We start from the raw sequence: 12,422 nt of genomic DNA, 5'->3' as shown, positions 1-12,422 counted from the left end.
TTCCTCTCACTCCACCGGTTCGATGACGACGGACAGGATCTGACGCAGGCGCGCCACACCGCGTGACGCGTGGGACCGGGCGGTGCCCAGGGGGCACCCCAGGACCTCCGCGACCTGTTTCTCCGGCAGGTCCTGGTAGTAGCGCAGCACCACGGCGGCCCGTTGCCGGGGCGGCAGTTGGGCGAGGGCCGCCTCCAGCCGCGACCGTTCCGCCACGGTGGCGGAGACGTCCCCGATCTGCGCCAGGTCGGGCAACTGGTCCACGGGACGCTCGCCCCACCACCGCCTGCGGGCGGAGCGGGCGGCGGCGCGGGCCAGGATCTTGCGCACGTACGCCTCGGGCGCCTCGTCCGCGATCCGCGGCCAGACGAACCAGAGCTTGACCAGGGCCTCCTGAAGCAGGTCCTCGGCGCGGTGCCGGTCACCGCCGCAGAGCAGGCGCGCGAGGTGGAACAACGCCGACCAGCGGGCCGCGACGAACCCGTCGAAACCCTCGGCTCCAGCCTGTTGCATCCGCACCGTCCCCGCCCTTGCCAGCTTCGTACACCTGGTGAAAGACGTCGGCGAGCGCCCCACTATGCACGTCTGTCACGTGATGCCGGTCACGTCGGGCGAGGAGGGTGCGGTGCGGCGGGGGAGCGCCGATCCGGTCGGGGGCTTCAGCCCCCGAGGCGATGTAACATTGTGGGTTACATGGATGGAGGAGTGATCCGAGGGTGAGTGCGAACAGCAGACTGACGGTCGCGGTGCACGTCCTGACATGGATGGTGCTCGACCGGCAGGGCGGGAACGAAGTCGCCACGTCCGAGCGCATCGCGAGCAGCGTCAACACCAATCCCGTCGTGATCCGGCGCTGCCTGGGCGATCTGCGGAAGGCGGGGCTGGTGGAGGCCCGGCGGGGCACCGGTGCCGGCTGGGTCGTCACGCGGGAGCCGGAGACGGTCACCCTGCTGGATGTGTACGAGGCCCTGGACGAGGGCGGTGTCTTCGGGATGCACAACAGCGAACCGAACCAGTCCTGCCCGGTCGGTTTCGGGATCCGGCCCACCCTGCGGCACGTCTACGACGGCGTGGAGGACACCATGCGGAAGCAACTGGCCGCCACCACCATCGCCGACGTACTGCGGGACGTACTGGCCCAGGAGCGGGCGTAGCGCTCCTCACCTCTTCGGCATGGCTCGGCGCCCCCAGTGCGGGCGGCGCCGGCGCGCCGGAGCCCGGCCCGTCACCGGGCCGGGCGGAAGCCCGCGTACTGGACGTACCCGGGTTTTCGCCCGGTGCGGCGAGAGGGCGTGCCAGGCGCCGCGAGGCAGGCGGGACTTTCGCAACACGACCTAGATCGCCGGATCGCCGCCGGCGGTCGCGGGCGCAGGTGCTTCGTCCGGTACGACGTCCCGTACGGGCGTGGGCCCGGGAAGGAGGCCGGCCAGTTCACGCCACTGCGTGCGGGGAAGGCCGGGGTCGCCGCCCAGGACGTGGAGGGCGACATGATCGGCGCCCGCGTCGAGGTGTTCGCGGACGCGGCGTGCCACCACGTCGAGCGAGCCGTGGGCGACGACGGCGTCGATGAGACGGTCGCTGCCGCCGGGGATCAGATCCTCGTCGGTGAAGCCGAGCCGCCGCAGGTTTTTCTGGTAGGCCGGGAACCCGATGAACATGCCGATGCCCCGGCGGGCGGCCGCGCGTGCCCTGGCCGGGTCGGTGTCGAGGACCACGGCCTGGTGCGGGGCGATCACCGGGGCCGGGCCGATACGGCGCCGGTGGATCGCGCTGAACTCCGGTGTCACCAGGAAGGGGTGCAGGCCGGCGGTGCGGCGGGCGGCCAGGTCGACCATCTTCGGACCGAGCGCGCCGAGCATGCGGCGTTCGGAGGGAACGGGATGCGGCACGCCGTCGAGCCGGTCCAGGTAGTCCGCGACGGCCTGGAGGGGCTTCCCGTACGTCTGTCCCGCGGCCTGTGCCGAGTGCGGGCTGCTCACGCCGAAGCCCAGGACGAGCCGCCGCCCGTGTGCCTGGTCCAGATCGTGGACATGCGCTCCGACGGCCGCCGGGTCCTGACCCCAGAGGGCGAGTACCCCCACCGCGACGGCGGCGCGTGGCGCGGCGGCCAGCAGGTGTCCGGCGTCGTCGAGTGCGCCGCCACCGTCGAGTCCGGGGATCCACAGCGCCGGGAAGCCGAGTTCGTCGAGCTCGGCCGCCGCCTCCCGGACTTCGGGACGGGCGGCCGAGCGAAGTTCCATGCTCCAGACCCCGACGCCGCCGAGCAGGGAACGGACCGTTGGACCGGCGGGCATCGCCGAACCTCCTTCTGGCTGGGTTGTCGCGATCCGCGCCGACCCGCGCGCGAGAGCCGCGCTGTTACGTGTAGGGGGTGACGTCGGAAGGGAGCCGCGCGGGCCGGCACCGGGGCGGCCGGTCCCCGCGCCGTCTCCGGTGTCCGGCCCCCGTGTCGTGGAGAGGACTCCGTGCCGGCCTCCACCGTCGTCGTGGAACTCAGACCTGGTTCTGGCCGCCGTCGACGTACAGCTCGGAGCCGGTGGTGAAGCTGCTCTGGTCGGAGGCGAGGAACAGTACGGCGCCGGCCACCTCTTCGGTACGGCCCATGCGGCCCAGCGGCACCAGGCTCGCCAGGTGGCCCTTGAGCTGTCCGGCCTGCTCCGAGTCGGGGGCGAGGCCGGCGATTCCAGGGGTGTCGATCGGGCCGGGCACGATGACGTTGACCCGGATTCCCCGGCCCTTGAGCTCGTTGGCCCACGTGCGGGCGAGAGAGCGGATGGCGGCCTTGGTCGCGGCGTACACGCCGAACGCCTCTCCGCCGGACGCCGCGGCGGTGGAGCCCGGGACGATCACCGAGGCGCCCTCGTTGAGCAGCGGCAGAGCCTTCTGGACGGTGAACAGGAGACCACGGACGTTGATGCCGAAGGTCTGGTCGAAGTGCTCCTCCGTGACGTCCTCCAGCCGGGCGAACTCGCCGCCGCCCGCGTTGGCGAACAGCACGTCGATCCGGCGGCCGTCCTGCTCGACGGCCGCGTAGAGCCGGTCCAGGTCGCCGAGGTCGGCGATGTCCCCCTGGATTCCCACGGCGCCCGAGCCGATGTCCTGGACGGCGGCGTCCAGCTCGGCCTTGCGGCGGCCGGTGACGTACACCTGTGCGCCCTCGGCGGCGAAACGCTTGGCGGTGGCGAGGCCGATGCCCGTGGTGCCTCCCGTGACGATCGCGACCTTGCCGGTGAGCTGACCCATGACATCCTCCACTGATCCGTCGTAACAATGTCTGTTACGACTCTGGGTGTAACCGTAAAAGTTTCAATCAGTCGCGTCAAGTGCGGCCCTTCGCGAGGCCTCGCCGCGCGGCGAGCCGAACACACGGTCAGTCCGACCCGAAGAACCGGCTCCCTCTCTCGGCACCCAACGTGGATCGCACCGCCAGGTCGAACCCGGCCTCGGACAACGTGAGGAAGCGGTCGAGCCGCCGAATCTCCCAGTGCTCGAGCTCGGAGGCGGGCAGCGGCCGCGCCGGGGTCCACCCGCGCAGAGCGGCCGCCAGGCCCGCGGCGTCACCGAACGCCTTGGAGGTTCCCGAGGCGGTGTGGGGCCTGACCGTGCCTGCCGCGTCGCCGATCAGAGCCGCGTGGTCGGCCACCATGCGCCCGGGCGCGAGGTCGAACACCGGTTGCATGAAGACGTCCGACAAGTGCACCAGTTCGGCGAAGGGCGGCGGAAGCGAGACGTCGGCCTGCCGGGCGACCTGTTCGACGGTCTCGGGCTGCAACTCGCCCGGCGGCACGAAGTGTGCGAAGCGTTTTCCGGAGCGGCCGGTGAGCAGCCTCGGCAGATCCGGCTCGGCGACGTTCACGTACCAGACCCAGTTGACGCGACGCGAGCCCTCCTCCCGCTCGCCGTCGGCCCCCGGCACCAGGTAGCACAGCATCTGCATGCCGCTCGACGTGAAGAACGTGAAGCGGCCCGCGAGCAGGTCCAGCAGCTCGCTCGGCAGCGCGGACTCGGGTTCCAGGCCACGCCAGGCCACGTACCCGGCGTACTCGGGACGGGAGACGGAGTCGAGCAGCATGCGGGTGGCCGACCCGATTCCGTCGGCGCCCACCAGAAAGTTGCCGCGCGCGGTGTACCCGTCCGAGAACTCGGCCGTGACGTCGTGACCGCTCACCTGGACACGTCTGAGAGTGCTGTCCAGGCGGTAGCAGACCCCGGAGAGCGGTTCTCGAAGCGCGCGGTAGAGGGTGTCCCACGCGGTCATGAGCTGCGGAGCCTCGTAACGCGCCGTCCTGCCGTGCGCGTCCAGCTGCTGACGCTCGTGCAGTTCGACACAGACCGAGGACGCCGTTCTGCCGAGGCGGTTCAGCAGCGCGTCGACCTCCGGCTGCATGACGATGCCGGCGCCGCGCGCCGACGTCTGCCCCACCGACCGTTCGTAGACGGCGACCCCGGCGCCCACGGCCCGCAGTTCGTGCGCGGCGGCCAGACCGCCCACCGATCCACCGATGACCAGTGCTGTGAAGTCGTTCGTCTCGGACATGGCACACCTCTGCTGTGGCGGATGCGGGGGCGCCTCGGACGCGGACGCCTCGGATGCGGCACCCGCCGGAGCAACCGAGTGCCCGGCGGGTCCGGGCGGGAGTCAGTCGGGGCCGTGGATGCCGAGGAACGCCCGGCCGTTCGCCTCGAGGGTTTCGGCGTCGAGGCCGTGGTCCAACAGGAACCGGACGGGTTCCGGCTGCGCCATGTCGAAGGGGTAGTCGCTCCCGCACACGATCCGCTCCGGTGCGGCATGGGCCGACAGCAGCCGCAGCACGTCGGGATCGTGGGTGACGGTGTCGAAGTACAGCCGGGTGAACGGTTCGGCAGGCGGGCGGCTACCGCCGTGTCGTACGTCCTCCCGCGACCGCCATCCGTGCCCCCACCGCCCGAGCAGGGCCGGCGCGCACCCCCCGCCGTGGACGAAGCAGATGCGCAGGTCCGGCAGTTCCTCCATGACGCCGCTCAGGAGCACCGATGCCACGGCTGTCGTGGTCTCCACCGGGTTGCCGATCAGGTTCACCAGGTAGTGGTCCTTCCACTCCGGCCGTGGCAACTGCATCGGGTGGACGAGGACGGCCAGGTCCGCGTCGACGGCGGTGGCCAGTACCTCCCGCATCGCACCGTCGCCGTAGGACCGGCCCTGCACCAGCGGCGGGACGGCGACACCCGCGATGCCCCGCATGTCCGTCAGGCGTGTCATCTCGCGACGGGCGGCGGCCACGTCGTCCACCCGGACCAGCCCGAGTCCGACCAGTGTGCCGTCGGAGGAGGAGACGGCCTGCTCGAGCCGGTCGTTGTAGGCCGAGACGTAGTCGTCCGCCTCGGAGGGCGAGAAGACGGGGAAGGCGAAGGGCGGCGCCGAGACGGCGCGTGCCCCGAGACCCGCTTTCACGGTGTCGGCGATCACCACGTCGATGTCGGTCATCGCCGTACTGGCGAAGAACAGCGGACTGTCCCCCAGGTACAGCTCCCCGTCACGGTCGCTCATGCCGCCCAGAGGGAAGCCCGGCGGCAGGGAGAGCAGCTCCCGGGGCAGCCAGTGCGCGTGGACGTCGACGACTCCGGCGCGGACGTCTCCCCTTACGGACATCTCGACTCTCCCCTCGCAGCCATCTCCACTCCTCAACACCACGCGGACGGGACGGGGTCAGGTCACGGGCTCCTGCTGCTCCCGCGCGGCCCGCGTGATCGCGCGACGGATGGGTTCGTAGCCGGTGCACCGGCAGACGTTGGATCCGACGATGTGATCCACGCGCTCGGGGTGATCGGCGAGGGCGGGGTCGGCTTCCAGCGCCCCGGCGGCCACCATCAGGAATCCGGGGGTGCAGAAGCCGCACTGCAACGCGTGTTCCGCGGAAAAGGCCCGTTGCAACGCGCTGGGCTCACCGTCCGGACCGGCCAGCCCCTCCGCCGTCCGGACCGACCTGCCGTCGCACTGCACGGCGAGCATCAGACAGGAGCGCACCGCCTCACCGTCCACGAGCACCGTGCAGGCGCCGCACACGCCGTGCTCGCAGCCCAGATGGGTGCCGGTCAGCCGGCAGTCCTCCCGCAGTACGTCCGCCAGGATCCGCCGGGGCTCCACGTCGAGCGGGAACTCCTCGCCGTTCACCGTGAGTGTGATCTTCATTGGCTGTCTCCCTTGGTCCCGCCGATGCGTGACCGGTGGTCGTCGGCCGCCTGGCACAGGGTCCTGGCGGCCACGACGGCGATGGCATGCCGGCGGTATTCGAGGTCCGCGTACGGCTCCGCGAGGGGTGCGGCGTCACGTTCCGCCGCGATGCGGCCGGCGCGGGCGAACGGATGGTCCTCGGGAAGCAGGTATCCGTCCGTCGGCGGGCCGATCTCGACGCCGGCCAGGGCCTGCTCCGCGGCGTGCGCCCGCAGCGGACGGTCGGCGCAGTTGACCAGTCCGATGCGTGCTTCCCTGATCACCCCGTCGTCCACGGTGAGGACGGCCGCCACCGCTACCTGGGCGAAGCAGAAGTGCGTGCGCCGGTGCTCGATGAAGCCGACGCCGGTGTGCGCGGCCAGCAGCGGGTACCGCACGGAGGTGATCAGTTCGCCGGGGCGGCGGTCCGTCTTGAGGGGACCATGGAAGTAGTGGCGGGCCGCGACGGTACGGGCGCCCTCCGGTCCTCGCAGGTGGACGTCGGCGTCGAGGGCCATGGCGATGGCGCACCACTCGGACGCGGGGTGGCCCCAGCCGAAGCTGCCCACCATCGTTCCCCGGGACCGGATCGGCGGGTGCGCGATGTTGACGACGGCGAGCGAGAACAACGAGCCCAGGGGACCCCGTACGGCCTGCGCCGACTCGAAGACGTGGTGCCTGACCAGGGCGCCGACCCGCAGCGAGCCGTCGACGACCCGCAGGGTGTCGAGTTCCGGGATGCGGTTGATGTCGACGACCAGGTCGGGACGGACGCGCTCCAGGTGCATCTCCAGGAGCAGGCTCTGGCCTCCGGCCAGGACCTGGGCGTCGCGGCCTCTGCTGCCCAGGGCATCGACGGCCTCGGACACCGTACGGGGTGCGACGTAGTCGAAGGCGGCGGGTTTCACCGGTCCTCCTCCAGCTTCGGGGCTCGGGCCGCGCGCCAGACCACGTCCGGGGTGAGCGGCATCTGCAACAGGTCGGCGTCGGCCGGACGGAGCGCGTCGACCACGGCGTTGACGACCGCGGCCGGCAGTCCGATGCAGCCCGACTCCCCGGCGCCCTTGGCACCGAGGGGCGAGCTGGGGCTCGGCGTGCAGGTGTCCTTGATCTCGATGGGCGGTACTTCGGTGTAGGTCGGCAGCAGGTAGTCCAGCAGGCCGTTCGCCAGCAGGGGTGTGCCGTTGTCGTCGTAGGGGATGGCCTCGTAGAGCGCCTGGCCGATGCCCTGTATCGCGGACCCGAAGGCCTGAGCGCGGACGACGGCGGGGTCGAGGACCACCCCGCAGTCGTCGACCGTCACCACCTTCAGCAGCTCCACGGTGCCGAGTTCCGGGTCCACTTCGGCCACCGCCACATGGGAGCCGAAGGGGAACGCCATCCCCGTCTCGAAGCGGTCCTCCACGCGCAGCGGCCCGGTGGCCTTCACCAGTTCGCCGACGTCCATGGCGGCCGAGCCGTCGTGGGCGGCGTGGACGGTGCCGTCGGCCCACTCCACCTCCTCCAGGGGCAGATCCCACAGGGTCGCTGCCCGCTGCCGGGCCTCTGCGACGACCAGCCGGGAGGCGTGCTGCAGCATCGCGCCGGCGACCTGTGCGGTCCGGCTGGCGAAGGAGCCGAGGCCCTCCGGCTGTTCGTCGGTGTCGCCCTCGATCAGCCGGACACGCTGCTGGTCCACGCCCAGGGTCTTGGCGACCAGTGCGGGGAACACGGTCTCGTGGCTCTGGCCACTGGATGCGGCTCCGCACCGCGCGGTGATGACGCCGTCCGCGCCGACCTCGATGCTGCCGAACTCGTGCAGCCCACCCGGTTCTCCGCCGGATCGCTCGACATAGCAGGACAGGCCGATTCCCAGCGGCTTGGCCGTCGGATCGTTCCGGCGCCGGGCCTGCTCGGCGCGCCATGCGTCGTACCCGACGGTCTCCAGTGCCAGGTCCAGCGCGCGGGCGTATTCCCCGCTGTCGTAGGTCCGGCCGGTGGGGGTCTTGTACGGGAAGGCCTCGGGCGGGATGAAGTTGCGGCGGCGCAGTTCCGCCGGGTCGATCCCCAACTTCCTTGCCAGCACGTCCATACAGCGTTCGAGCGCGATGACCGCCTCGGGGCGGCCGGCCCCCCGATAGGGGTACGTGATCATGGTGTTCGTGAGGATCGAGCGAACCGTCGAATGGACCCGGGGAGTGCGGTAGGCGCCGGTGGCCATCCAGGCGGTCTGCATCGGCAGCCCGACTCCGAGGTGAGGGTAGGCGCCGACGTCCGCGTCGATGTGCAACTCGTAGGCGAGAAGCCGCCCGTCGGCGTCGGCGGCCAGCCGTGCGCGCTGGTCCTGTCCCCGGCCACGCGTGGCGACCATCATCGACTCCAGACGGTCCTCGATCCACCGGACCGGTCGCCGGAGCCTGACCGCGAGGAAGGCGACCACGACGAACTCCGGGAACGAGGCGCTCTTGCCGCCGAACGCCCCACCGGTGTCCGGCACCACCACGCGGATCTGTTCCTGCGACCAGCCCAGCAGCGCGGCCATCTCACGGCGCAGCCGGTGCGGCATCTGGTGCCCCGACCAGATCGTCAGCCGGTCCTCCTCGGGCACGGCGAGGATCGTCCTGCACTCCATCGGTGTGGGCATCAGCAGGTTCTGCCGGTAGCGGCCCTCCACCACGGCGGCCGCTTCCTGCCACACCTCGTCCTCGACGGGCGTGCCGGTCTCTCCCCGCAGGGCGATGTTGCTCAGACCGTCGAAGAGCAGGGTCTCGTCCGAGGCCGCGGCGGACGGCGTGACCATCGCGGGCAGCGGGTCGACGTGGAAGGTGACCTCGGCCGCCCCGTCCTCGGCCCGGTAGCGGTCCTCGCCCAGGACGACGGCGACGGCCTCGCCCGCGTAGCGCACACGCTCCTTGACCAGGGCCGGCCACTCACGGCCGGCGACCACCTCGTCCGAGGACAGTTCGGCCAGCACGGTGTGCGGTACCGGAGGCAGGTCCTGGAGGTCCGCCGCCGAGTGCGCGCACGAGGGCATGTCCGCCAGGTCGGCGGCGGACCAGGCGCCCACCACGCCGGGCACCTCACGAGCCGCACGGCAATCGACGGAGCGCAGCAGACCGTGAGCGACGGACCTGCTCCTGACGAACACGGCGTCGAGGCAGTCCGGTACGTCGATGTCGGCGACATAGCGGCCGTTTCCCGTGAGCAGTCTTGCGTCCTCGCGCCGTGTCCACTGATGCGCCACAACTGCACCCCTTGCTGATTCGAGTGGGGAGGGGACCGCCGGGGATCCCCCCTCCGCGGCGACTTGTCGGGGGCAGCCGGGCGACCTGCCGGGGGCAGCCGTGAGCCACGACGGATCGGCAGCACGAAAGTCCCCGTTCCGTAAATTTAGGCACAATTTCCGCATACGCGCATGACCGACAGGGTCTGCGGGTGTCCGGCGGGCAGGTCCCGAGAACAGGTCCGGTGGCCCGGCCGAAGAGTCGCGCCGTACGCGGCGGGGGAGTGCGCGGTGGAAGGCACGGCGGCAGGGAGCGGGGGCACGGGCCAAGATGCGTCCGGCTCGTGATGCGGACACAATATTCGGGTCCGGCGCGCGGGGAATCGGCCGTGCGGTCGGCCCGTGATCACCACGGCCGGCGGCGCCGCACGCAACCGTGGCCGACCGGAACCCGGGAAGGCTTTTCGCTATGCGCGCACCGGAAGATCCGCATGCTGCGTTCCGCCGATGGGCGAGGGGCATGGTGGCTCACGTGCGCGGCATGCACGACGGTCACCACGACGTGCGGCGCGCACGGGAGATCTACCAGACCTCGACGATGGGGGCGTTGATCGACGGCGTGTACGACGGCGACGTGACGATCGGCGAACTGCTCCGGCACGGCGATTTCGGCCTGGGTACCTTCAACCGCCTCGACGGCGAGATGGTGATCCTCGACGGGACCTGCCACCACCTGCGGTCCGATGGCAGCGCCCGGATCGCCGACGCCGGGGACCTCACCCCCTTCGCGGCCGTCACCTGGTTCCGGCCCGACACGAGCATCCCGGTGACGACGAGCACGGACCGCGTCGCCATCACCGCGTTGATCGACGCGGCGCTCAGCAGCGACAACCTCATGTACGCGCTGCGGATCAAGGGGACGTTCGGTGCGGTGCGCACCCGCACCGTGATGCGCCAGCAACCCCCGTACCCTCCCCTGACGGAGGCGGCCGAAGGACAGCAGGAAAGCACCTTCCGCGACGTGGAGGGCACCCTGGCAGGCTTCCGGACCCCCGATCTCGAGCAGGCCATCGCGGTCGCCGGCTATCACATGCACTTCATCGACCGCGACCACCGGCAGGGTGGCCATGCCCTCGACTACCGGCTGGAGCACGGCGTGATCGAGATCAGTTCGCGGTCGGAGCTGCATCTGAGCCTGCCCCGTACCCCGCAGTTCCTCGCGTCGGACCTGACGTCGGAAAGCCTCGCCCAACAGATCCACCAGGCCGAAGGCGGCTGAGCCGCGGGTGAGCTGAGCCGTGCTGTGACCTCTCCTTCGAAAGGCTGTCAACCAACATGGCCGAACAGCGCGTTCGCTCCGCGCAGCGGGCGATCCAGACCCTCACCGCGCATGGTGTGCAGTACGTCTTCGGCGTCCCCGGGGCGAAGATCGATGCCGTCTACGACGCTCTGGCGGACGGCGGTCCCCAGCTCGTGGTGTGCCGGCACGAACAGAACGCCGCCCTCATGGCAGCCGCCGTGGGCCGCCTCACCGGTACGCCGGGGGCCGCCGTGGTCACCTCCGGGCCGGGCACCACCAACCTGCTGACCGGGCTGATCACCGCGAACACCGAGCAGTATCCGGTCGTCGCCCTGTGCGGAGCGGTCCAGCGGGCGGACCGCCTCAAGCGGACCCACCAGTCCATGGACGCCACCGCCGCGCTCAGGCCGTTCACCAAGTACGTCGGCGAGGTCGACGACCCGGACGACGTGACCGAGGCCCTCGCCAACGCCCTGCGCGCCGCGGTCACCGAACCGCGCGGAGCGACGGCCGTGGTGCTGCCCGCCGACGTCCTCGGCGCACCGACGTCCGCCGAGATCATCCGGCCCCTGCCCGTCCCCGCACTCGGCCCTGCCCCCGAGGACGACATCCGTCACGCGGCACGACTGATCCGGGACGCCGAACGCCCCGCGCTGCTCGTCGGTCTCAGAGGGGCCGATGCCAAGGCCTGCGCGGCACTGCGCACGCTCATCGACGGCACCGACCTTCCCGTCGTGGAGACGTTCCAGGCCGCCGGAGCGGTATCCCGTGAACTGGAGGACCACTTCCTCGGGCGGGTGGGCCTGTTCCGCAACCAGCCCGGCGACCTCGTGATCGCGGAGGCCGACGTCCTGGTCACCGTCGGTTACGACGCCGTCGAGTACGACCCCGGGCTGTGGAACACCGACCCCACGCGCACCGTCGTACACGTCGACGCGCTTCCGGCGGACATCGACAACCACTACCAGCCCGCTCTGGAGCTGCGCGGGGACGTGGCCGCGACGCTGACCAGGCTGGCCGAGCTGGTGGGCGGCCTGCGTCTGAGCGAACAGGCCAACGCGGCGATCGCCGAGCAGCGCACCGCACTGCTGCGCATCGACGAGGAGGCACGAGGGAAACCGGCCACCGAGGCGGGCCTGAACCCGGCGGCGGTGGTACTGAAGATCAGGGAACTCGTCGACGACGACGCGACCGTGGTGTGTGACGTCGGATCGCACTACATCCACACGGCGCGTCACTTCCGCGCGTACCAGCCCGGTCACCTGTTGTTCTCCAACGGCCAGCAGACTCTGGGGGTGGCCCTGCCCTGGGCGATGGCCGCCAGCATGGTGCGGCCCCGGACCCAGGTCGTCTCCGTTTCCGGGGACGGCGGATTCCTCTTCAGCGCACAGGAGTTGGAGACCGCGACCCGCCTCGGTCTGCGTCTGACCCACGTCATCATGCGGGACAACACGTACGACATGGTCGGCTTCCAGGAGCTCCTGAAGTACGGACGCAAGTCGGGGGTGCAGCTCGGTGACTACGACATCGTCCAGTACGCCGGGGCCTTCGGGGCGAAGGGTGTCCGGGTCGACTCGATCCAGGAGTTCGAGGGCGAGCTCAAGGCCGCGCTGAGCCGCGAGTTCCTGGACGAGCCGGGCGTGACGATCATCGACGTCCGCGTCGACTACACCCACAACACCGATCTGTTCGCCCAACTGCACGACGGCGTACTGGAGTAGAGGTTCGCG

The 12,422-nt window shown here is 71.0% G+C and carries 11 protein-coding genes; 3 read left to right on the top strand and 8 right to left on the bottom strand.

Annotation, left to right across the window (positions count from 1 at the left end; all coding sequences use genetic code 11):
- Positions 1-6: 6 nt before the first annotated feature.
- Positions 7-513 (bottom strand): SigE family RNA polymerase sigma factor, encoded by a 507-nt coding sequence (locus tag OHB41_RS02650; protein WP_266696313.1) that lies wholly within the window; start codon positions 511-513, stop codon positions 7-9.
- Between the two features lie 203 nt (positions 514-716).
- On the opposite strand from OHB41_RS02650, the gene OHB41_RS02645 reads away from it, so the two are divergent.
- Positions 717-1,154, top strand: a complete 438-nt coding sequence (locus tag OHB41_RS02645) for an Rrf2 family transcriptional regulator (protein ID WP_266696312.1) — start codon at positions 717-719, stop codon at positions 1,152-1,154.
- Between the two features lie 180 nt (positions 1,155-1,334).
- Here OHB41_RS02645 and OHB41_RS02640 read toward each other — a convergent pair whose 3' ends face one another.
- From OHB41_RS02640 to OHB41_RS02610, 7 genes are all read right to left on the bottom strand, one after another.
- Positions 1,335-2,294, bottom strand: coding sequence for a TIGR03620 family F420-dependent LLM class oxidoreductase (locus OHB41_RS02640; RefSeq protein ID WP_266696311.1), 960 nt, complete (start codon positions 2,292-2,294; stop codon positions 1,335-1,337).
- 199 nt (positions 2,295-2,493) lie between these two features.
- Positions 2,494-3,243 carry an SDR family oxidoreductase gene (locus tag OHB41_RS02635; protein WP_266696310.1) on the bottom strand — a complete coding sequence of 250 codons (750 nt, stop codon included), beginning with the start codon at positions 3,241-3,243 and terminating at the stop codon, positions 2,494-2,496.
- Positions 3,244-3,370: 127 nt separating this feature from the next.
- Complete coding sequence (locus OHB41_RS02630; protein ID WP_266696309.1) at positions 3,371-4,537, bottom strand: FAD binding domain-containing protein; 1,167 nt, start codon at positions 4,535-4,537, stop codon at positions 3,371-3,373.
- Positions 4,538-4,639: 102 nt separating this feature from the next.
- Positions 4,640-5,629, bottom strand: a complete 990-nt coding sequence (locus OHB41_RS02625) for an amidohydrolase family protein (RefSeq protein ID WP_266696308.1) — start codon at positions 5,627-5,629, stop codon at positions 4,640-4,642.
- A gap of 57 nt (positions 5,630-5,686) precedes the next feature.
- The gene (locus OHB41_RS02620) at positions 5,687-6,169 is read right to left on the bottom strand and encodes a (2Fe-2S)-binding protein (RefSeq protein ID WP_266696307.1); all 483 of its coding nucleotides are present in this window, start codon (positions 6,167-6,169) and stop codon (positions 5,687-5,689) included.
- Positions 6,166-7,098 (bottom strand): FAD binding domain-containing protein, encoded by a 933-nt coding sequence (locus tag OHB41_RS02615; RefSeq protein WP_266696306.1) that lies wholly within the window; start codon positions 7,096-7,098, stop codon positions 6,166-6,168. The genes OHB41_RS02620 and OHB41_RS02615 overlap by 4 nt, the downstream gene beginning before the upstream one ends.
- Positions 7,095-9,413, bottom strand: coding sequence for a xanthine dehydrogenase family protein molybdopterin-binding subunit (locus tag OHB41_RS02610; protein ID WP_266696305.1), 2,319 nt, complete (start codon positions 9,411-9,413; stop codon positions 7,095-7,097). The genes OHB41_RS02615 and OHB41_RS02610 overlap by 4 nt, the downstream gene beginning before the upstream one ends.
- A 520-nt stretch (positions 9,414-9,933) precedes the next feature.
- Between OHB41_RS02610 and budA the strand changes: the two genes are divergently transcribed.
- Together budA and alsS are read left to right on the top strand one after the other, a co-directional pair.
- The gene (gene budA / locus OHB41_RS02605; RefSeq protein ID WP_266705606.1) at positions 9,934-10,671 is read left to right on the top strand and encodes an acetolactate decarboxylase; all 738 of its coding nucleotides are present in this window, start codon (positions 9,934-9,936) and stop codon (positions 10,669-10,671) included.
- Between the two features lie 56 nt (positions 10,672-10,727).
- Positions 10,728-12,413 (top strand): acetolactate synthase AlsS, encoded by a 1,686-nt coding sequence (gene alsS / locus OHB41_RS02600; protein WP_266696304.1) that lies wholly within the window; start codon positions 10,728-10,730, stop codon positions 12,411-12,413.
- Positions 12,414-12,422 lie beyond the last annotated feature (9 nt).

Source organism: Streptomyces sp. NBC_01571 (genome assembly GCF_026339875.1).
Taxonomy (GTDB): domain Bacteria; phylum Actinomycetota; class Actinomycetes; order Streptomycetales; family Streptomycetaceae; genus Streptomyces.
The sequence above is the reverse complement of the archived record's forward strand: the minus strand, read 5'-3'. Positions and strand labels throughout refer to the sequence as shown.